This window comes from Parapedobacter sp. ISTM3, from assembly GCF_016533505.1.
Lineage (GTDB): Bacteria > Bacteroidota > Bacteroidia > Sphingobacteriales > Sphingobacteriaceae > Parapedobacter > Parapedobacter luteus.
Map to the genome: position 1 here is coordinate 558,506 of NZ_JAENGN010000001.1, position 22,102 is coordinate 580,607.

13 protein-coding genes are annotated in these 22,102 nt (G+C 48.4%); 12 read left to right on the forward strand and 1 reads right to left on the reverse strand.

Going from position 1 to position 22,102, the window contains the following annotated elements:
- Positions 1–32: 32 nt before the first annotated feature.
- The 12 genes from JHJ32_RS02385 to JHJ32_RS02440 all read left to right on the forward strand — a co-directional run bounded on the left by JHJ32_RS02385 (position 33) and on the right by JHJ32_RS02440 (position 18,538).
- A complete protein-coding gene (locus JHJ32_RS02385; protein ID WP_200119596.1) occupies positions 33–2,564 on the forward strand; it encodes an LPXTG cell wall anchor domain-containing protein in 2,532 nt (843 codons plus the stop codon).
- Between the two features lie 418 nt (positions 2,565–2,982).
- Positions 2,983–6,117 carry a TonB-dependent receptor gene (locus tag JHJ32_RS02390; RefSeq protein WP_079715045.1) on the forward strand — a complete coding sequence of 1,045 codons (3,135 nt, stop codon included), beginning with the start codon at positions 2,983–2,985 and terminating at the stop codon, positions 6,115–6,117.
- A gap of 12 nt (positions 6,118–6,129) precedes the next feature.
- A complete protein-coding gene (locus JHJ32_RS02395; RefSeq protein WP_200119597.1) occupies positions 6,130–8,064 on the forward strand; it encodes a RagB/SusD family nutrient uptake outer membrane protein in 1,935 nt (644 codons plus the stop codon).
- Between the two features lie 22 nt (positions 8,065–8,086).
- Positions 8,087–9,379 (forward strand): DUF5013 domain-containing protein, encoded by a 1,293-nt coding sequence (locus tag JHJ32_RS02400; protein ID WP_176146053.1) that lies wholly within the window; start codon positions 8,087–8,089, stop codon positions 9,377–9,379.
- Positions 9,380–9,460: 81 nt separating this feature from the next.
- A complete protein-coding gene (locus tag JHJ32_RS02405) occupies positions 9,461–9,664 on the forward strand; it encodes a hypothetical protein (protein ID WP_079715047.1) in 204 nt (67 codons plus the stop codon).
- A gap of 120 nt (positions 9,665–9,784) precedes the next feature.
- Positions 9,785–12,040: a GH92 family glycosyl hydrolase gene (locus JHJ32_RS02410; protein ID WP_200119599.1), complete on the forward strand. Its 2,256-nt coding sequence runs from the start codon at positions 9,785–9,787 to the stop codon at positions 12,038–12,040.
- Between the two features lie 167 nt (positions 12,041–12,207).
- On the forward strand, positions 12,208–13,449 hold the full coding sequence (locus tag JHJ32_RS02415; RefSeq protein WP_200119601.1) for a hypothetical protein: 1,242 nt from the start codon (positions 12,208–12,210) through the stop codon (positions 13,447–13,449).
- 5 nt (positions 13,450–13,454) lie between these two features.
- A complete protein-coding gene (locus JHJ32_RS02420; protein ID WP_200119603.1) occupies positions 13,455–14,723 on the forward strand; it encodes a glycoside hydrolase family 71/99-like protein in 1,269 nt (422 codons plus the stop codon).
- 210 nt (positions 14,724–14,933) lie between these two features.
- On the forward strand, positions 14,934–15,401 hold the full coding sequence (locus JHJ32_RS02425) for an RpiB/LacA/LacB family sugar-phosphate isomerase (RefSeq protein ID WP_079715050.1): 468 nt from the start codon (positions 14,934–14,936) through the stop codon (positions 15,399–15,401).
- Between the two features lie 69 nt (positions 15,402–15,470).
- The gene (gene zwf / locus JHJ32_RS02430; RefSeq protein ID WP_079715051.1) at positions 15,471–16,973 is read left to right on the forward strand and encodes a glucose-6-phosphate dehydrogenase; all 1,503 of its coding nucleotides are present in this window, start codon (positions 15,471–15,473) and stop codon (positions 16,971–16,973) included.
- Positions 16,974–16,977: 4 nt separating this feature from the next.
- Positions 16,978–17,694, forward strand: coding sequence for a 6-phosphogluconolactonase (gene pgl, locus JHJ32_RS02435; RefSeq protein WP_200119605.1), 717 nt, complete (start codon positions 16,978–16,980; stop codon positions 17,692–17,694).
- 58 nt (positions 17,695–17,752) lie between these two features.
- Positions 17,753–18,538, forward strand: coding sequence for a hypothetical protein (locus JHJ32_RS02440; RefSeq protein ID WP_200119608.1), 786 nt, complete (start codon positions 17,753–17,755; stop codon positions 18,536–18,538).
- Between the two features lie 62 nt (positions 18,539–18,600).
- On the opposite strand, the gene JHJ32_RS02445 is transcribed toward JHJ32_RS02440, so the two are convergent.
- On the reverse strand, positions 18,601–21,987 hold the full coding sequence (locus JHJ32_RS02445) for a HEAT repeat domain-containing protein (protein WP_200119610.1): 3,387 nt from the start codon (positions 21,985–21,987) through the stop codon (positions 18,601–18,603).
- Positions 21,988–22,102 lie beyond the last annotated feature (115 nt).

Genomic DNA, 22,102 nt, shown 5'->3' on the forward strand with positions numbered 1-22,102 from the left:
TATAATAGGCGTTGAGATCGTGGACTCTTCATATGATTTTGTGGTGCGTTGTGGGGTGTACAGGTATATTCCCGCTGCGTCTCAATGCGCAATATGGATTAGGTTTTGCGAGCCATGAGACCGTACTGGATCAACGGACGGGACTGGACCTAAGTGACGGAGGGCAAATCTGCTTCGAAGATGATGTCGAATTGTCATTTGACCTCTCCTTCGTGCCAAACCGCTCAGATTACTTCGGTTATGTCGTACGAATCATCGTCAATGATCAGACGAATATCGATTTGTTATATGATCGGCTTGACAACGTAGAGAAACATTTTAAAATCGTAAGGGGCGAGAAATTCTCCAACATCGCATTTAATATCGACTCTAACACATTGTTCAACAAATGGGTGCCAATAACGGTCAAGTTAGACGCGGTTTCGAAACAACTCACACTGACCTGTGGCGGCAAAGTGTTCAGCGAACAGCTGGCAATTGAGGCACGTGGTTGCCTAAAAATACTATTTGGATACAACAACTATAAAGAGTTTAAGACCACTGACGTGCCAGCCATGAAAATCCGGGATGTTCAAGTCCGCCAGGGCGATCGTCTTACCCATCATTGGCCGTTGGATGAAGAAGAGGGTACCGAGATTAAAGATGTCGTGAAGGGTATGACCGCAATAGTCAGAAATCCGCAATGGATTAGACGGTTGCACCACGAATGGGGGCTGCTCCAGGATGTTAAAGTGGGTGGACAGGCAAGTGCGGCCTTTGATCCCCGAACTGAAAATGTATTCATTGTTGGCAGGGATTCCTTGCTGCAAATCCATGTGCCGACCGGGCAGCGTAGTGTTTTCAAATATGCCTCGGGACCCTTGTTGTTGATTAATGGTAATCAGTCTTTTTTTGATACGGTACACAACAGACTGTTGAATATATGTATTGATCAGCGTACGGTTTCGGTTTTTGATTTCGCTTCGCTGCGTTGGTCGGAAAATTTCAACTACCCCGGAGTGGGGACGAGCTACCTTCATTTCAATAAGTTTTATTCGGCGATAGACAGCAGCTTGTATTTTGTTGGGGGATATGGACATTTTCTATTCAAAAATGAAATCCATCAATTCAGTTTGAGGGGGACATGGCACCGTATCGAACCGACAGGCGATCCGTTGATTCCACGGTATCTCGCGGCCTTGGGAGCCACTTCAGATGGGGCGTACATCCTCGGCGGCTATGGAAGTGTCTCTGGCCAACAAATGCTCAATCCCCGCAACTTGTATGACCTACTTTTTTTTGATGCTGAAAACCGGACACTCACAAAAAAATACGAACTCGAACCCGGGGAGGATGATTTTGTGTGGGCTAATTCGTTGGTGATCGACGAAGCTACCAATCAATATTATGGACTGATGTTTCCTAAGCACCAATACAATGCAAATCTGCAATTGGTTGCGGGCTCATTGGCTAAGCCGAAATTAAAGAAACTCGGGGGAGCGATACCCTATCTATTCCACGATATTCGCTCATTCTCAGATTTGTATTATTGTCCGGATAGTAAGCGGTTTGCGGCAGTAACATTATACCATGATGAAAAAGACCTTACCACAGCTAAAATCTATTCCTTATACAGTCCGCCGCTTCCTCATATTATGGCGAAGGATGGTTCGCAAAAAGATTGGTTTTCCCAAAATATCGCCTATCTTGGACTTGGACTTGGCCTATTGACGCTAGCTGGTATATACCTGCTGAGGCGCAAGAAGAAGACTCCTCCTGTCGGTTCTAAATCGACAGTTGATCGACCTTTTGAAGAACAGCTGCGCCTATCCACACCCCTGGAAAGACAACGGTATGAAAACAGTATTTTCCTTTTTGGAGGCGATTTGCAATTGTTTGATACTGAAGGGACCGATATTACGCGTAATTTCACGCCGCTTATCAAAGAGCTGTTTTTGGTGGTCTTATTGCACACTATTCGTTGGGGGCGGGGTATTAGTTCTGAAAAATTGACCGAACAATTTTGGTTTGATAAATCGGCCGAAAGTGCCCGGAACAACCGATCGGTCAACATTGCCAAAATCAATGCCGTACTAGAACGTATGGGGCGTGCGAAAATTTCTAAAGAGACGGGGTATTGGCGATTCGATGCCGATGATGACATTTACATCGACTACAAAGATTATTTGGCTATCGTAACCAGCAAAAGCACATTGGATAAGGAACGTGTCAAGGAGCTGTCGGTTATTGTCCAGCGGGGTGGTTTCCTTTCCGAAACGGATTACGAATGGCTGGACTCATTTAAGGCGGAAGTCTCCATTCAAGTGATAAATACGTACATGCGGTTCGCCGAACGTGTACAAGTTTCAGAAGACCCAGAGTTTATGGTCGAGCTTGCCAACTATATTTTCTATTTTGATCCCGTCCACGAAGAGGCAATGACCATCAAATGCAAGGCACTGGCGTGTATGGGCAATCACTCATTGGCTACCCAGACATTTGAAAACTTCTGCAACGAATACCGCCAGATCTATGGTGAAGAGTTCGGCAAGGACTACAGGATGGTACTTTCCCAGCTGCAGTAAATTGTTGCGTTGATTGCGAAAACCTATCGCAGTCTGCTGGTGCAATAGCCCAGCATAAATCCGGAAAGATTTAATGGCATATTAATGCAAAAATGAATTGGTGTTTATGGTGCTGATAATGAGTTTTTTGTGTTTGTGGTAGCCGTTTATATGGGTCTGTTAATGCTTTGTTAATGCTTTATTATGCCTTCGGGATTAATCTTGAAATGAATTTGAATGACCAATTAAATCAGTTGGCTTAGCCAAGTGCCCAATGATCTGAATGTAAAACCAAAGCAATGAAACTAACCAACAATGATCCACCTCCGACATAGGTCACTATTGACGATGTAAGACTTTGCCGGATAATTGCCGACATGGATGTCGGTGTCCAGGTACTACCTAATCAGCAATTATTTAACCAATTATCTATTTTGGGATGAAAAAAATAACATACCTATTTTTATTTATCATGCTTGCTGCTATGCATGGGCTTGCGCAAACACGGACCATACACGGCCGGGTTACCGATGCGCAAACCGGCGAAGCACTGGCTGGTGTGAGCGTTACAGCCAATACGGCCGCCGGACGCGAACGCGCCACATCAACGGATGACCAAGGCGCTTATCGTATCGAAGTGTCTGCTGAAACAACGACGCTTGTCTTTCAATATGTCGGTAGAATGACGCTTACCGAAGAGATTGACAACAGAACTGCCATAGACGTTCAATTGGAAAATGACGAAGGGCAACTGGACGAGGTGGTTGTGGTTGGGTATACCAGCCAGAAAAAGGCAACGCTGACCGGCGCGGTGTCTACGATTAGTGGCGATGATATGATTCGTACAAAAAACGAAAACGTGCTCAACATGCTTACGGGGAAAGTTCCAGGGATACGTGTGGTTCAGCGCAGTAGCGCACCAGGTGCATACGATACGCAAATTGACATTCGTGGGATGGGTGATCCGTTGTTTGTAATCGATGGGATTCCCAGAGATAGAGACTACTTCGCGCGCATGAGCGCGGAAGAAATAGAAAGCGTCTCGGTACTAAAAGACGGTACAGCGGCTATCTATGGTTTGCGCGCTGCCAATGGGGTTGTTCTTGTAACCACCAAAAGCGGCACGGCACAAGATGGAAAAGTAGATATAAATTTCACGACCAGCAGTACCATGCAGCAGTTTCTTTATGTTCCTGAAAGTGTAAATGCGATCGATTACATGACGTTGAGGAATGAGCAAAATTGGCAGGATTTCGGTAAAAACTATTTGGTTCGTCAAAATCCGATGTTTGCAGAAGAAGCTTTTCAGCCCTACCTTGATGGTACCAAACAGTCATACAACTGGATGGATCAGGTATTCCGAAAAACTACACCCCAATTTGAAAACAACCTCAGCGTGAATGGGGGTAGTGAGAAATTGCGTTATTACTTCACTTTAGGGTATTTAAAACAGGAAGGCTCGTACAAAAGCGGCGATTATCATTCAGAACGCTGGAATATGCGCGCCAATGTGGATGCCCAGATTACCAAAAGACTGACTGCAAGGGTTTCGTTGGGCGGGATTATGGATAATACCACGCAACCGAACGGCACAGGTTGGTCAACGTACAAGCTATCTTGGTTGGCTCGGCCCGATGCAGCTTTTTATGCGAACGATAACCCGGCTTATCCCAACGGCGATTCACAGTACCTGAATGAAGGCGCTAACATGATTGTTCAGACTGATGCCGATTATGTGGGGTATAATTTAAACCGAAATCGCCGATTCAACGGAACGTTAACGCTGCAGTATGATATCCCAGGTGTAGAAGGGCTGTCTGCAAAGGGATTATACGACTACACGGCCGGACTACCTGATTATAAAAATTACAAACGTGCTTACACCTTGTTCCGTTACAATCCGGATGATGATACGTATGCGCCTATCCAGCGAAATACCCCTTCAGACGTGACAAGAGGCGCAAATTTCAACTTTGATACGGACATGCAGTTGGGGTTGTTCTATAATCGATCGTTTGGTGCCCACAACTTCAATAACTTCCTGATTTATGAAGAAATGTACAACAGTTGGGATAGCTTCAGCGCGTATCGCGAGCTAATGGTTGATTCGGAATATCTATTTGCGGGAGAAGATAAAAATCAGCGTGCTGTTGGTGGAGATATAGGCGACCGGGCCAGTAAATCATTGATAGGCCAGCTGGATTATAACTATGCAGGAAAGTACATGTTTGCGTTCAAATTCCGTTACGATGGCTCATCCCGTTTCCCAGAAGGAAGTCGTTATGGTTTTTTTCCAAGTGTTTCCGCAGCGTGGCGTATCAGCGAAGAGAACTTCATAAAAGATAATTTGGCATTTCTTAGCGAGTTTAAGTTAAGAGGCTCCTACGGTGAGATGGGCGATGACAGTTCGGCAGGTAACTACCCGCCAAGAACGGGTTATAACTTGAATGGCAATGAAATCGGATGGTTTTACGATGGTACGTTGACTGGTGGTGTCTCACCGTCCAGTATTCCAAACCCCGATTTAACCTGGTATCGCATTAAATCCTATAACCTTGGTTTAGATTTCGGATTGCTGCAAAACAAGTTGAATGGTACGATTGACGTGTTTAGGCGTGATCGTTCAGGCCTATTGGCGACTAGTGCTGCTGTAATTCCTGGCACGGTGGGCGCAAGCTTGCCACAGGAAAATCTGAACAGCGACCGTAACTTCGGTTATGAAGTGTCACTGGATTACCGAAACCGGTTCAGCGATCTTTCGTACTACGTCAGGGGACAGGTTTCCGCTACCAAACATATGCGGACGGATTGGCTTGAGACGCCAGCAGGTAATTCATATGATTATTGGAGAAACCGCACCAGCGGCCGATACACCAATATCTGGTGGGGGCAGGAATCGGGCGGAATGTTTACCAATATTGAAGACATCCGTAATTTCGAACGTCCGATGGGACAGAATGCGTTGCCCGGCGACTGGTGGTTGGTTGACTGGAACGAAGACGGTGTAATTGATGGTAACGATGAACATCCCATTGCCACGTACGGACTTCCCGTTTTTAATTACGGTATTTCATTGGGCGCTTCGTGGAAAGGCATTGATATCGCATTGGACTTTCAAGGAGCAAATGGTGTTTACGTACAATATGCGGAGGTGCTTACTGAAGCCTTACCATTCGGCGGACAAAATACATTGAGCTGGTTCATGGACCGGTGGCGTCCTGCTGACCCCAACGCGGATTATTTTCATCCGGATACTGAATGGATTCCCGGGTATTATCCGGTCACCGGTCGTGATGGCCGACGTACGGGAACGAATGGTATTCAAAATGCATCCTACATGCGTTTGAAAACTGCTGAAATAGGATATACATTCCCGGATAAATTGCTATCAAGAATAGGCGTGAAGAATTTGAGAGCTTACGTGAGTGGCTATAACCTGCTGACGTTTACCGGTCTCCAAAATGTCGATCCGGAACGCCCGGGTGCATCCGGCGGCGCTTCGACAAGTAGCATCGACTTCTATAATTATCCGGTAAACCGGACCTTTACGATTGGGGCAAGCGTTAGATTCTAAAAAACTACAACGATGAAGAAGACATTTTTAACATACATTACACTTTTGGGAGGACTTCTTTTCTCTTGTCAGGATCTGAACCTGGAACCAAAAGGTATCTTGGGTGAGCCTGAGCTTTTCGGAAACGAATATGGAGTGAAGAAGTACTTCGCAGGTATCTATAATTATCTACCCATTGAAGATTTTCTGTATTATGGAACAAATTCTGATAATGCCTACCGCCCCAATAATTACTGGGAAGCTGGGAAATTTAGTCAGGGTAATATGAGTGGCGAATTTTTCAATACTTGGGTAGGTGTAGACAATGATGGATTTGCCTATTGGCCCTATGACCGCATTCGTGACGTCAACACGTTTATCGAAAACTTTCCAACGTATAGGGACAACTATACCGATGCCGATTTCAATAAGTTAATGGGGGAAGCGCATTTTTTACGTGCATTCTTCTATTTTGGTTTGGCCAAACGTTATGGCGGTATTCCGATTATAAAAGAAGTGCAAAATCCACTTGCTGGCGCTGAGACGTTGAACGTATCACGTAGCACGGAATATGACACTTGGAAATTTATTTATGAAGATTTGAAGTATGCGGTCGACAACATGACCGAAAGCAGCGAGTCAGGTCGTGCAAACAAATATGTGGCCGCGGCCTTGCTCTCCCGTACGATGCTTTATGCGGGCTCAATCGCAAAATATTCACAATACCTTGGATTCGAAAGTGAAGCTGCGACGCAATCCGGTCTGGCCGGTATGGATCCCGCTCAGGCCAATGAATTCTTTCAGTATTGCGTAGATGCTGGAAAAGTGGTAGAAGCTGGCCCTTATTCGTTGTATACCCGGGGTTATCCGGACAAAGCCACCAACTTTGCCAATCTATTTCTGGATCCGGCGTCCTCTGAATCAATTTTCATAAAAGACTATGATATGACAAGTCCAGGAAACAATCGTTTGCGTCATAGCTACGATGCGCTTATGTCTCCACAACCCGATATGTCATCATTTGTAGGTGCAGAAAGCTATCCGCCGCTTGACTTTATGGAATTGTATGAAATGCCGGCATACACCAATCCTGACGGCACTCCGGTTCGTTTTGACAGCCGTGGCGATATCCGTAATGGAATGGAGCCGCGCATGAGGGGTACAATGTATTTTGATGGCGATGAATTACGCGGAAAAACGTTCAGCATCCAAAAGGGTATCTACCAAAGCTATAACGGACTGGCAGCAGATGCACAAGGGGGGAGCAACGGCGCGCCAATCAACAGTGGTGGCAACCGTATTTTAGGTGGACGAGGCTGGACTACCGAGATTAATGGCGCAACATATAACATTACCGGAGCGCATGGGCATTTCGATGACCAGGGGGGTGAAAACAACGGTTGGGGAGCCGCGTTTGTTCGCAAATACATCAACCCTGACATGGCTACAAGCGACGTTCGCGAGTACCGCAGCGACCAGCATTGGGTGGTTTTCCGTTTAGGCGAAATTTATCTAAATACAGCGGAGGCGCTTTACGAATTGGGTAACAGGGATGAAGCGTTCGATTACATTGAAAAAATTCGTGACCGTGCAGGTGCCCAGCTCGTCCGCCCGGCAATTGATGTGACAACAACAAATAGAGGTACCATCAATAATGCCAATTATCCTTATGCGGTTGAAAAGTCATTGCAGTTCATTCGCGATGAGCGCGCACGTGAACTTTATGGCGAAAATCACTGGTGGTGGGATCTCCGCCGTTGGCGAACTGCTGATCAGGTGCTCAACCAATTCCGTCACCGCGTGTTGAGCTGTTATTATGTCGCCGATGAAGGAAAATATATTTACCTGGATGAAGATAATCGCTATAACAGGAGCTGGACAGCCTCCAAGCAATGTTATTACGAACCGATTCCATGGGGCGAAATTGGCAAGAACGGTAATTTGCTGCCACAGAACCCACTTTATTAACTAACCTATTGATGCTAATATCATGAAGAAGATAAGATATATACTTTTAGGGGTGACCTTGATGTCGGTTACTTCTTGTTTGAAGACAGACAACTGGGATGCACCGGATGTACGGGTTCATGGGCGCGTAATCGATTCGTATACCGGAGAGAATTTACTTTCATCGCAGGGTGACTGGGGGATTCGTATATGGGAAAGGACATGGACAGCGTCAACTCCTAACCCCCAATCGTTGTCTGTAAAACAGGATGGTTCGTATAACAACAGTAAATTATTTGCCGGAACCTATGATATGCTTCCTTATGGAGGCCCTTTCTGGCCTGTTGATACTGTAAAAGGCGTGGTTTTGAACGGAAATACGGAACAGCATTTCACCGTTACGCCTTATTTGCGATTGACTGACTTCGAAGTTTCGCTGAATGGTTTGAACTTGGTAATGAAGTGTCGCCTTAATGCGCCTATTCGCGTCGATCTGCCTAACCTCGTTGAAATCAAGCCTTTCTTAAGCCTCACGACGTTCAGTGGCGCAACCAATTTTATCGATATCCCAGAATATAATAATCAAAGAAGACAGATTAACAAATCCTGGGAGGAAGAAGTGGGTGATGCTGAGACGAGCGATGTATATACGATTGGCCCGCTTCCTGTCAAAGCAGGTTATACGTACTACGTTAGATTGGGGGCTAATGTAAACGATGCTAACCGGAAATATAATTACACGGAGATTATTAAAGTGGAAGTCCCTGCTGATGCACAGAACAATCCAGATGAAGTTCCTGATAATTACCTCTCCAACGCACAATGGCCATTTAGCCGTGCTGACTGGGATGGTAATCGGTGGGGTAATTTGGCAGGTGGCTGGATTACCAACGAAGCGATGCGTACGCGCGGTGGCATGGGGGGATATGACGGTGGCTGGGAAGGCGCCGACAACGACAAGCAAAGTTTGGGTTTTGAACGGTGGGGGGAAGGAGAAGCGCCTATCGAAAATGGTAAACTTTATCAAACCCTCGATCTTCCCGCTGGCCAGTTTAGGTTTACGTTGAGTTTTGCCGGCGACAATCCCATTATCAGTAATCAAGGTAGCGATCCGCGATATCTTGCCGTAGCTGTCGGAGAAACCCTTCCTGATGTGGAAGACATATCGTCAGCACTGGCATCGGCTAATTTTACAGGTGTCGATAACGCCGGAAATGTTAGTGTCGAATTTTCATTGGCGGCGCCGACAACCGTATCTGCCGGTTTCGTGGTTAACTTCACCGGAACAGAACAAAACGTAAGGCCTTCTTGGATTAAACTTGAAAAGATAGATTAACGGTATTTTTGGTTGTCCAGCACCGCCGTGGTGGACAACCTTTTTTAATGAAAATCATGAAAGACGAAGAACCAATGTAGCATGAAAACAACCGATCCCCGCGGCAAGATATACGGGGCGCGGCTCCATTACGGAGCTAATTTAATGCGGATGGCACTATTCAGAAATAAAACAAACCAGCACGAAAGCGAGATAAAGAGCATGATCAGTATACACAGCTATGTGGCCGTCGTGATCACCGAATCCATACCGTGGTTTTGCAACGGTTCAGCCCTTACGGGGTAGAAGGTGCTATGCCGGAGGCCATCATGGCAATGGTCCGTACGAGTGCTGAGAATGATGACCAATCGTACCCAATCCATAAGCAATTCAAATTATCATATACTCGAATATTCTTCAATTATCATGAACGTTCAACACATCAGATTTTTCAGCCTTATCCTACTAAGCTGTTTACTTTTTTCAGTGACTGCATGCAACCCAGAAGACGCGGGCCACGGCAGACAGCCCGTAGACTATGTAAACCCCTATATGGGCAATATCAGTCACCTGTTGGTACCTACCTATCCTACTATTCATTTACCGAATAGTTTTTTGCGCGTTTATCCTGAGCGTGGCGATTATACCGGAGATCGACTACGGGGGCTTCCTCTTATCGTGACGAGCCATCGGGGCAATTCGGCTTTCAATCTAAGTCCCTTTCACGCGGAAGGGGGTGAATTGGAGCCCATCGTTTCTTATAGCTATGATAACGAAGAAATCAAGCCTTATGCTTATTCCGTTTATTTGGATGAACAGCAAATAGCGGTCTCCTTTGCGCCGTCCCATCAGTCTGCATTGTACCAGTTGGATTTCGAACAAGATAAACCGCTATTTTTATCCATTAACTCAAGAAATGGAACGCTAAAATGGGACGGACGGGCACTGTCTGGTTATCAAGATATTGGCAATCATACGAATGTATATATTTACCTGGAGCCGGAGGTTACGCCCAGCCATGCTGCTGTCCTACGTGATGGAAAACTGGAAGACGGGACGGTAGCCGAAGGAACGAATGCCTGTTTGGTGCTCGGCTTTGGGACAAGCACGAAGCAATTACGCATGAAGTATGGCATTTCGTTCATTGATACGGAACAAGCCCGGGAAAATGTGTTGCGGGAAATCAAAGGCTATGACTTAGCTGCATTGCAGGAGGCCGGCAGAAAAGCATGGAATGACGCGCTCGGCAAAATTGAGGTGTCTGGCAGAAATGAAGAGGATAAAGTGGTCTTTTACACGTCACTGTATCGAACGTTCGAACGACCGGTGAAGATATCGGAAGACGGTCGGTATTTCAGTGCGTTCGACGGACGGGTGCATGATGACAACGGGATACCGTTCTACACCGATGACTGGATTTGGGACGCCTATCGGGCACACCACCCGTTGAATGTGTTGATCGATCCAAAAAAGGAAGAGCATATACTACACTCCTTCGTGACAATGGCTGAACAGATGGAACATTTTTGGCTGCCTACATTTCCCGAAATCAACGGCGATAGCCGCAGGATGAATTCCAACCATGGTGTAGCTACATTACTCGACGCTTATGTAAAAGGGTTGGGGGGATTCGATTTGGAAAAGGCTTATGAAGCGGCAAAGGGTGCCATCACCGAAAAAACACTGGCACCGTGGTCTGGTGCGCCTGCGGGAGAGCTTGATGCCTTTTTTAAAACGCATGGATACATCCCGGCGTTAAGGGAAGGAGAACAGGAAACTATTCCCGAAGTCAATGGATTCGAACGGAGGCAACCGGTCGCCGTGACGTTGGGTACATCCTATGATACCTGGTGTCTGGCACAACTTGCAAAGGCACTTGGGAAAAATGAAGATCATGAGTTTTTTCTTAAGCAATCGTTTAACTATCGGAACTTGTTTCATCCTGAGACCCATTTTTTCCACCCAAAAGATGTCAATGGGAAATTTATCGAGCCATTTGACTACGTGTTTTCGGGAGGATTAGGTGCGCGTGAATACTATGGAGAAAACAATGCGTGGATTTATCGATGGGATGTACAACATAATATTCCTGATCTCATTCAGCTAATGGGTGGCAATGAGGTGTTTGTAAATAATCTGGACGATATGTTTAACCGCCCATTGGGTAGGTCAAAATTCGATTTTTATGCCCAGTTGCCTGATCATACAGGTAACGTAGGTCAGTTCTCCATGGCCAATGAGCCATCGCTCCATATTCCATACCTGTATAATTATGGCGGCCAGCCATGGAAAACGCAGAAGCGTATCCGTGCGCTGCTTAAGCAATGGTTTCGCAACGATCTCATGGGGGTGCCCGGAGACGAAGATGGCGGTGGGATGTCGGCTTTTGTCGTGTTCTCGAAATTAGGGTTCTATCCGGTTACGCCGGGAACCCCGTTGTACTCCATTGGAAGCCCGGTATTTGAGCGGGCCCGGGTTAATCTTCCCAATGGAAAAATATTTGAAGTGATTGCCCGGAACACCTCCCACGCGAACAAATACATCCAAAGCGCCAAACTGAATGGAAAGGTGTTAGACGTACCCTGGTTATCGCATGAAGACCTGGTCAATGGAGGGGTGTTGGAATTGGAGATGGGCGAGAAAGCTAATAAATCGTGGGGCGTCAGGGCACCGAAGGGATAACAATAATAAGGATGATGAGCAGGTCATGCCGGATAGCCGCATCATCACCGGAGCCGAAACAAACCGATCCCTGGCGAATACACAAGGTCCGGATTGCCCAACAGCAGAAGTCAGGAAAACACGATTAAAATATCTGGAAAAACATCAATTAATTAACTATCAGATCCATGAAACACACACGTTCCGTATTCGTAATGCTTGCACTGACGGTGGCGATGTTGCCAACCGCGTACGCACAGCTAAGAAGTATCCAAGCGTTTGGCGTATTGCCCACCAATGATGCTTCTGTAAATGCAAAAAACCTACAGAAAGCGATTGATTGGGCAACCAGCAGCGGTGCCGCGCTGTATATTGAGCCGGTGGAGGTTCCTTATCCCATCGACGGCGGTATTATATTGAAAAGAAATGTCTCGCTGATAGGCGCCAATGGACCTACACCCCGAGGTACCCGACACCCTGATGCCAAGCGCCCGGTGGGCAGCGTCTTCAATATTACCGACGATAGCAAACCTTTTATCGTGGTCGAATCCGGCACTCGTATTGAGGGGGTCCAATTTTGGTATTCGAAGCAGGAGCTGGAAGACCCGACTAAGGTCATTCCTTACCCGCCGACGATTCAGTTGAATAAGGCAGCATTTACGCAGGGGGTGAAATTGTCCGACTTGACATTCTACGGCGAATACATTGCCATGGACTTCGATGCCGACCCCAAATTTAAGTGTGAATTGATCCTCATCGAGCATTGCTATGGCTATCCGTTGAGTGGCGAATTTATTCGTATCGACTACTGCTACGATATCCCGCGTTTTCTTCATTGCCATGTCAATCCGGCCATCATGCGTGAAATTGGATATCGTTTTTCAAAAGCAATCATTGATTCGGTTGTGAATCGCAAAACATTTGCCTATAGCGTAAACCACACCGATAATGCGCAATTAATGGATGTCTTTACATTCGCCACGTGGGGTGGTATCCATCTCGGTAGCGAAAGTTATGGTCAATTGACCAACTTCAATTTAGATTGTGTTGCCGTGGGTATTTATAAAGAAGGTTCGAACGCCAAAAACCGGAATTGGCAGATCGCGCAAGGCTCCATTATCGCCAATGCCGGAAATACGTTGGAAGAGACCCGTCCGATTATCATTGAAGGACAAGGCCATACGGCTATTTCAAACGTGGAGGCCTTTTCGGGGGACAATGGAGCGCTTACCAATCTTGAGAGATCTTATGACTTCCTTTGGGTAAAAGGGGATAAACGGCTTACTGTTTCACTTTTCGGATGCCGGATGCGGAATTATACAGCAGCAGATCCGCTGACCATAGACAATCCGAATGCTGTCATACAGGCGGTTGCGTGCGTAGATCATGGTGAAGCGTTATATAATCGAATTATCCAGCCTAAACAATAGCTATCATGAAGAAGGGATATATTGTCTACATGACGGTACTTGTCGTTGTGTTGAAAAGCTTGCCAGCCATGGCAGGCGACATTGCAAAGCCGATCTACTCATCCTACACCGGACTCGTAATGGCTGGCTACCAAGGATGGTTTGCAGCCGAAGGCGATAGCTCCAATCGGGGCTGGTATCATTATCGGGGTAGCGGGGGCGTTTTCGAACCGGGGAATACCAATGTGGATTTTTGGCCGGATATCCGCGAATATACCAAGACTTATAAGTCGCCCTTTAAGTTTGCCGATGGCTCCGATGCTTACCTATATAGTCCTTACGATGAAGAAAGCGTGGATCTGCACTTCAAATGGATGAAGGAATACGGCATCGATGGGGTGCACATGCAACGCTTCGTGAGTGAAATCAAAAATCCATCCGGGAAAAGGCATTTCAACAAAGTGCTTGAAAATGCACTCAAGGCTGCAAAAAAATATGGCAGGGCTATCAGCGTCATGTATGATCTGAGCGGATGCCGCAGTGAAGATATCGCACTGGTTGAGACGGATTGGAGAGAGCTTGAGCAAACCTTCAAATTGACCGATCCAGCGGTCAACCCGACCTACTTATGGCATAGGGGCAAGCCCATGTTGACCATCTGGGGTGTCGGGTTCAATGATCGGCGGCGTTACACCATTGCAGATGTCGACCGGTTGGTTGATCGGCTAAGTACTGCGGAGTATAACGTCGCTATCATGCTTGGGGTACCCTACTATTGGAGCACGCTGGGCAATGATACCGAACCCTCGGCTGCTTTGCATGAGCTCATCAAAAAAGCAGACATCGTCATGCCATGGGCGGTAGGACGGTATGATAGCAGGACATTTCAGCCTGCGGTAGTTGCAAGCGATATCGCCTGGTGTGCTGCCAATGGCGTTGACTACGTGCCATTGGTCTTTGCTGGATTCAGTTGGGGCAATATGCACCACAACCCCAGCATATACCACCAGATTCCACGCTTGAAAGGCGACTTTTTCTGGCAACAGGTTGCGGCAATCAAACGGGCTGGGGCGAAGACATTGTACATTGCCATGTTTGATGAGATCGACGAAGGAACAGCCATTTTCAAATGCGCCAAAGAAAAGGATACCCCGCTCAATGGGAACGGAGGACTCCGGTTTGTCGGTATCGAAGACGATTTGCCCACTGACCATTACTTGTGGCTTGCCGGTCAGGCTGCGGCGTGGTTTCATGGAAAAACAGGATTCAGCAGCGAGCGGCCAAGTCGGCGATAGCCCAGGCGACAGCGGTGCTACCTGTATTTTGCCCTCGGCGGTGGGCTTCAAAGCAAGCGATTGCCCAACATTCCTGTGTTGCGGCCTATCGCGCCTTTTCAAAAATTGACAATAAGTTTAAATCAAAAACAGTTTTTTTGGTTATCTTCATCGGCTGTTTTGCAAATACTGGAATCGGCAAAACAATTCGTATAATCTATCCATAATGAAATGAAGGTAGGCATAGCGGCGGATCACGCCGGTTTTGAACAGAAAAAACTACTGATGTCCGAACTGATGGGTGCAGGATATCAGGTACAGGACTACGGCGCGTTAGCGTATGACCCGGCAGATGACTATCCGGACATCATTATCCCGTTGGCGCGTGCGGTAGCAAATAAGGAAGTGGAACGGGGCATAGCCGTATGCGGCAGTGGGGTGGGTGTCTCAATCGCGGCTAACAAAATACCGGGCGTGCGTGCGGCCTTGATTACCGATACGTATTCTGCCCATCAGGGTGTGGAGCACGATGATATGAACTTGCTATGCGTAGGTGGGCGGGTTATTGGCCCCATGTTGATCTGGGAGCTGGCCAACGCATTCCTGCAGGCAGAATATGACGGCGGTGAGCGCTTTGAACGGCGACTGCAGAAGGTGCTTGCGCTGGAGAAACACGCATTGATGGGAACGAAACAATAAAACAATCAGCCTGCGGATAGCAGGTTCATTGATGCCGTTACAAACAGACAAAATCAATAATTATTTCGAATGAAATCAGGTAGAAAATTAGCCCCAACCATCATTGTTATTTTTGGTGGTACAGGCGATCTTACCAAAAGGAAGTTAATCCCCGCATTCTACAACCTGTATATAGACGGCTGGATGCCCGAGCGGTTTGCCATTATCGGTCTGGGTCGCACGAAGCTCACGGATGAGGCTTACAAAGACCATCTGCATGAAGGTTTGGTGGAATTTTCGCGGAAAGGGAAACCCGACGGTGCGCAATGGCAACAGTTCAATGCTGCGATTTCGTATTTTGAGTCAAACATCAACGACCCAGCTGCCTACCAGGGGTTAGCTGCTAAACTCGACGCGTTTGATGCAGCATGGGGGATACGCGCCAATCGGTTGTTTTACCTATCCATTGCCCCGCAGTTTATCGAAGCCGCGACCGTGAATATCAGTAAATTCGAACTGGCGAATATACCAGCTTCGGATCGCATCATTATTGAAAAGCCGTTTGGCTACAACAAGGAAACCGCCGTAGCGCTTAATAACCTGCTGAGCCAAACCTTCCAAGAAGAACAGATTTATCGTATCGATCACTACCTTGGCAAGGAGACTGTTCAGAATATTCTGGCTTTCCGTTTTGCAAATGCGCTTTTTGAGCCACTGTGGAACCGCAATTACATCGACTATATTCAAATTACAGTCGCTGAGCAGGTAGGTGTGGAAGATCGGGGCAACTATTATGAGCATTCGGGGGCGTTGCGGGATATGATTCAAAATCACCTCTTGCAGGTACTGTGCATGATTGCCATGGAAGCGCCCATATCCTTCCAAGCGGAGGAAATACGCAACCGCAAGGTCGATGTGATGCGCGCCATCCGGCGGTTGCGGCCCGAGGAGGTCCATAAATATGCCGTAAGGGGGCAGTATGGTGCCGGCTGGATTAACGGCAAGAAGGTGCCCGGTTATCGGGAGGAAGTGGGCGTCGAACAAGACTCCAATACCGAGACGTATGCAGCCGTCCAGCTATATATAGACAACTGGCGGTGGCAGGGTGTGCCCATTTATCTGCGTACGGGAAAACGGATGCAGGAAAAAACGTCTTCCATTACCATTCAGTTCAGGCCAGTGCCTCACTCTACTTTTTCACCGAGCCAGGCAGGCAACCTGATGCCTAATCGATTGACCATCAATATTCAGCCTGCGATGGATATCAGGCTGCGCTTCACGGCAAAAAAACAAGGGTTGGAAATGAGCCTTAATCCTGCGGAGATGGTCTTTAACTATGACACATGCTCCACACAAACGCCGGAGGCGTATGAAACGTTGTTGCTGGATGCAATGCGGGGCGATGCAACCCTGTTTATGCGGTCGGATCAGGTAGAAGAGGCATGGGATGTGATTACGCCGATATTGGAGGCGTGGGAGAGCAGGGATTCGCTGGATTTCCCTAATTATGCAGCTGGAACTTGGGGCCCCGAAAGCGCGGAAGCGCTGATTGCAAGACAGGGACACGTCTGGGCATTAAACTTACATACATAAGACCATGGTCAAAAGATTCAATGACTTGCAGCAGCTCAACGGGGAGGCGGCCGAGCTGTTTATCCAAACGGCGAACGAAGCCATCGCCGCCAGAGGGCATTTTACGGTAGCATTAACGGGAGGCTCTTCGCCAGCCGCTTTATATCAATTGCTGGCCACAGTGCCTTATCGCGACCAAGTGCAATGGGAGCATGTATATATCTTTTGGGGCGACGAACGTTGGGTGCCGTTGAGTGACGACAGAAGCAATGCACGGATGGCATTTGAGACCTTGCTGACGCACGTCCCCATTCCGGAGGAACATATTTTTCCCATGTGGGCCGATGGCGTATCGCCCGAGGAATTTGCCCGCGAATACGAACAAACGTTGAGGCTTCATCTACATCCGGAAGGCCGGTTTGATTTGATACTCCTTGGTATGGGGCCTGATGGTCATACCGCTTCGTGGTTTCCTCATACGGATGTGCTGCACGAGCAACACAAATGGGTCGTCGGGTATTACCTCGATGCCCAAGATATGTACCGCATTACACTCACGGTGCCACTGGTCAATCGTGCAGCCCGGGTAGCCGTCATTGCGTACGGTGCCAACAAAGCCGATGCCTTATATGAAGTGTTGAAGGGAGTGCGTAATAGCGAACAATATCCCGCTCAACTTTTGGATATCGCCGATGAGCGGATTACTTGGTTTGTTGATGAAGCCGCTGCCGCGCGTATTTAGTCTGATTTGTTATCTGGCTAAAAATGAATACTTTTGGCAAAACAATTAGAAAGGCAGTATGGCAAAGTCAAAAATTACAGAAAGCGAAGTCCTCGCTTATCTTCAGCAGCGCAAGTATTTCTTGCAAGAAGAGCTGAGTCAGATCGAGGCTGCACTAACTTTTTTCGGTGAAGACGTCAAGTCAAACGGGAAAAAAGATAAGAAAAAAGGCAAGAAAAAGAAACTGGAAAAGGCTATCCGGAAGCGGGTGGCCAAAGCTGCTGATGAAGTGGACGAGGTGAAAACAGCGGCTCCCAAGCGGGGAGCTAAGCTCCCGAAATCGGCGGCGACACCCGAGACTGTTGCTACGGTTGCCGCAACGCTGGAGGACGAGTCGGAAGGGCGCCGCGCACGTCGCGGTAGGGCCACGGCAGCCAAGCCCGCGTCAGATTCACGCAAGATAACTGCTTCGCTTGATTCCGTGTCGACGGCCGTAGCGCCTGTTGCCAAGAGAAAAGCTGCTGGCAAGTCCAACAAATCGGTATCGGAGCCGCCGATCGTGGTGGTACCCTCATTGCCAAAAGATGCTGCAAAGGATACGCGCCCATCGCGCAGGACTAAAAAGGCTTCCGCCGCAGAACCGGCTTTTGACACCACAGCTACCATCGACGAAAAAATACGATTTGCATTGGCACAAAAAAATGGTCGTACCAAGGCGGAGTTGATAGACTATCTCAACGGGCTGGAACCAAGCTATGGCCTCACGAAACTAAAAAGAGTAGTGGCATTCCGGCTGAACCACCTGGTGAAGACCGGTCAGATAAGCGCGCAGGAGAGCGATGGAGGTCCCAGTTACGCGATTTGACACTTCCGCGTTCCTCCGCCTTGCGGCCGATTATCCGGTTTTCAACAAGCCGGATAATCGAATCAGTCATCTTCGGTGAGCGTTGCCAGAAAGCTAACCACATCCCGTATTTCCCGAGTGGACAGTACCCCTTTCATATCAATCATGCTGGATGGTGCAAAGGTTTTTTTCGCAACATGACTTAAAGGGATCTCTTGGTCAGGCCCTTGCCACTCTTTAATTTTGATAGCGGTATCATTTTCCGAGACAAAAACGCCTGTGATGGTTTTGCCGTCCTTCAATTCGAGAGTGACCATGCCGTAGCCCGGCGCCAGCCGTGCGCTTGGGTCGATAAGCGACTCCAGCAATTGTTCGCGGGAAAGGCGGTTTCCGATACCATTCAGGCGTGGGCCTGCGTTCCCTCCCCGGTCGTCATAGGCGTGGCATTTCATGCATTGCGCCTGTGCATGCTGAAAAAATACCTGCCTGCCCCTGTTCGGATTGCCGCCTTGCAATGCACTGGAATACGAAGCCATCAGTTCATCGCTCGAGGATTTACTGCTAATAGCTTTGTAGCGTGCAATTAACGACTCGGCGCGCGTACTGTCTATTGCTTCACCCAATTCCAGATAAACTTCGGGGCTCAGGCGCCCGCGTTCCATATTGTCCAATAGGTTGCTGAATAACGGCGCAGCGTTTTCAATGGGCATTTTGCCAAGAGTTATGATAGCGGCCTGCTTTTCTTCCACGGTTTTGGTGGCAATGACATCTGCCAGCAAATCAACCATTAGTGGCCGCGGAATAGTCATGTTTTCCAGCAGGTCAAGCCCTGCTACACGTACAGATTTCTCCCCGTCAGCAAGCGCCAGCTTGATGGCTTGCTCCTGCTGAGGATCGTTCAACGCGACGAGTGCTTTCAGACATTCCGCGCGCATCGCCGCATCGCTATCTTGCCGTAGTCCTGCCAGTAGTGTGGACGACGCTTGTCTGATGCCTAATCTATTGACGGCTCTGGCAGCACTTAGTCGTACGGCAAGGTTCTGGTCGGTAAGTAATCCGATGAGAGCACCGGTAGTTTCGCTCCGCAATTCGGCGGCATCACGCTCGACAACCCCGCGATAACGGCCATCTACCCGGTCTAAAACGGATGGCTTTGCCCATGTGCTCAATGCATCTACTGCTTCTGTGCGCATTGCTGCTGGATGGCCGTTGCTTTGCGCGTAGCGGATGAGGTTTTTTAAATTAGCCGGTTTGCCTACCCTTAGGTTCGCGTTGATAACCCGGCGAATTAGCGCTTCGTTGGTAAACCGCGTTTTATTCAGCAGGTCAGCCAGCACAGGCAATGCGCCTTCGATAGACAGGTCGTCATTGATAGCACGCGCGGCTTCGGTGACGACAAACTCATCCTGGTCTTGGAGAAAGTGTGCGATGTCTGCATGGCCCATGCGCCGTAAAGCCACCACCGCCGCGATGCGGAGTGCGCGGGAAGGACTATTGGCCAGGGCAGCTATCGGTTCGGCTTTTCCGATACGTGCCAGGGCGAGTGTGCCGGCATGCCTTAGGTAGGCGTCTTGGTCATCATTGGCCTCCAGCATGGAAATAATCGGTATGATGGCAGGTTCATATTCGATTCGCCCCAAAGCCTCAGCTGCGAAAAAGCGTATCCTGCTGTTTGTATCTGTTAATAATGGGACGAGGTCCGCACCAGCGTCTGCATAGCGGATGTCACCCAGCCACTTCGCTGCTTGAGCCCGTATCTCGGGGTCAGCATCTTTCAGCAGTGGCAGCAATACCGTCGCATGTTGCCGGTCTTGCCGTGCTAACTGGCTGATGCCCCATATGGCATGTACGCGGGCCAATTGGAGATCGGTCTGCGCCAGTGCTTCTTTGAAGATTTGCATTCCCTTTTCACCGCGTTTAGCCAATGCAAACTGTGCTTTTTGCCGGATGCGCATATCTTCATGCCGCAACAGGCGACCCAATTCGCTATCTTCCTTGGCCCCGAAATCGGTAGCCAGTAGCGTTTTTACTTCTTGACGGATTGTCCGGTTGGCACCATCCTCATCATCCATCTTCCAGATGCGGCCATAATCATGTGTTCCCCATCCGTCAATCCAGTCGGCCACGTACAAGGCGCCGTCTGGCCCGAAGTCCAGGCCGGTGGCCAATATACCCCCTAAGACTTTTTTATGTTCGCCCAGTTCGAATGTAGCGCCTTTGGGATTTAGTTTGAAGCTATGGATGCCCGAACTGGAGGGGTTGCCTACAAACTCTGCCACAAAAAAGGTGTTTTTGTGCGCCGGGCCCAATGCGGTGCCGGGATTGTAGACCAGGCCAGCGGGTCCGCTGACAAAATTGCTGATACACGGCGTGATATAGGCGGCCTGTCCCTCGAACCGGGGTAAGTAAAGCTGCTCATCCATCCATACTTTATAGCTGTTGTTATCCGGGTCGCGATACTTGCCGTACTGCCAGTTACTGCGCCAGCCCGCATCCGATCCGTTCACGATGTAGACCAACCGCTCTTTTTCGCCGGGATGATCGCCATCGTTGTCCTCGCTGATAATGTTGCCATATTCATCAAATACAAATTGGTGGGTGTTGCGTAGGCCATACGCGAAAATCTCAAAGTCGCTGCCATCGGGGTTGGAGCGAGCGATCACCCCACAATTCGGATATTCCCACTTTTGTCCATCGGGTCCAGTGCCGTTAAAGCCAATGTCGCCGATTTGCCAATACAGGCGGCCATCAGGTCCCATTTTGACACCGGACATGCCATGGCCGCTGAAACCGATATGTACGCCGTAGCCATGGGAGATGGATGTTTTCTTGTCTGGAATGCCGTCTGCGTCTGTATCGGTCATCCGCCATAGGTCAGGGGCTACCGCGACATACAGATCGTCGCCATCGGCAAACACCCCGCCGGCCACATCGGTCACCTCATCGTGGAAATCATCGACGACCAATTGCGACCGGTCTGCAATCCCGTCGCCCGAAATGTCCTCCACACGGTATACTTTTTCTTTCTCCACGGTGAGATCGCGCCAGTCGTGCGAGCCATCGCCATTCAGGTCGGCCAGCCAGGTATTGCGCGCACTGTTTTCAGGAGACAATTCGCTGCGGAGGAATTTCCGCCTATCTTCAACCGTTTGCAGGCTGATGGAAGGTATTTCCCATTCACGGTGGCCGCGGATATCAAATTCAGAGTTTTTCTGCCTGTCCGTGGTGGTATAATACAATCTTCCGTGGTCATCAATATCAATAGCAATGGGCGAAATTACCAACGAGTCAATACCCCATAATTTTAACGTGAGGCCACTATCAAGTTCGGCATGGATGCGATCCTCAATAGTTGCCGCGATTTGGGCGGTTTGGGCAGGATCCATCTCTTTGATAGGCAAATCAACTTGTTTGTTTCGGCAGCCCGATACGAAGGCAACGGCAGTTAATGTGATAATGATTTTATTCATAATAATTGTGGGTCTAACATTTCTCCGGTTAGTGGCGTTAAATATAATAAGGATTATCGAATTTAGGCGGTTGAGAGTTGGTTTTTTTCGATGTTTTGCCATTCTCCTGAAATGG

Excerpts from the sequence above, each read along its gene's own strand:
- JHJ32_RS02410 (WP_200119599.1), top strand. The coding sequence starts at position 9,785 with ATGAACGTTCAACACATCAGATTTTTCAGCCTTATCCTACTAAGCTGT.
- zwf (WP_079715051.1), top strand. The coding sequence starts at position 15,471 with ATGAAATCAGGTAGAAAATTAGCCCCAACCATCATTGTTATTTTTGGT.
- JHJ32_RS02400 (WP_176146053.1), top strand. The coding sequence starts at position 8,087 with ATGAAGAAGATAAGATATATACTTTTAGGGGTGACCTTGATGTCGGTT.
- JHJ32_RS02390 (WP_079715045.1), top strand. The coding sequence starts at position 2,983 with ATGAAAAAAATAACATACCTATTTTTATTTATCATGCTTGCTGCTATG.
- JHJ32_RS02445 (WP_200119610.1), bottom strand. The coding sequence starts at position 21,987 with ATGAATAAAATCATTATCACATTAACTGCCGTTGCCTTCGTATCGGGC.
- JHJ32_RS02440 (WP_200119608.1), top strand. The coding sequence starts at position 17,753 with ATGGCAAAGTCAAAAATTACAGAAAGCGAAGTCCTCGCTTATCTTCAG.
- JHJ32_RS02420 (WP_200119603.1), top strand. The coding sequence starts at position 13,455 with ATGAAGAAGGGATATATTGTCTACATGACGGTACTTGTCGTTGTGTTG.
- JHJ32_RS02405 (WP_079715047.1), top strand. The coding sequence starts at position 9,461 with ATGAAAACAACCGATCCCCGCGGCAAGATATACGGGGCGCGGCTCCAT.
- JHJ32_RS02415 (WP_200119601.1), top strand. The coding sequence starts at position 12,208 with ATGAAACACACACGTTCCGTATTCGTAATGCTTGCACTGACGGTGGCG.
- JHJ32_RS02395 (WP_200119597.1), top strand. The coding sequence starts at position 6,130 with ATGAAGAAGACATTTTTAACATACATTACACTTTTGGGAGGACTTCTT.
- JHJ32_RS02425 (WP_079715050.1), top strand. The coding sequence starts at position 14,934 with ATGAAGGTAGGCATAGCGGCGGATCACGCCGGTTTTGAACAGAAAAAA.
- JHJ32_RS02385 (WP_200119596.1), top strand. The coding sequence starts at position 33 with ATGATTTTGTGGTGCGTTGTGGGGTGTACAGGTATATTCCCGCTGCGT.
- pgl (WP_200119605.1), top strand. The coding sequence starts at position 16,978 with ATGGTCAAAAGATTCAATGACTTGCAGCAGCTCAACGGGGAGGCGGCC.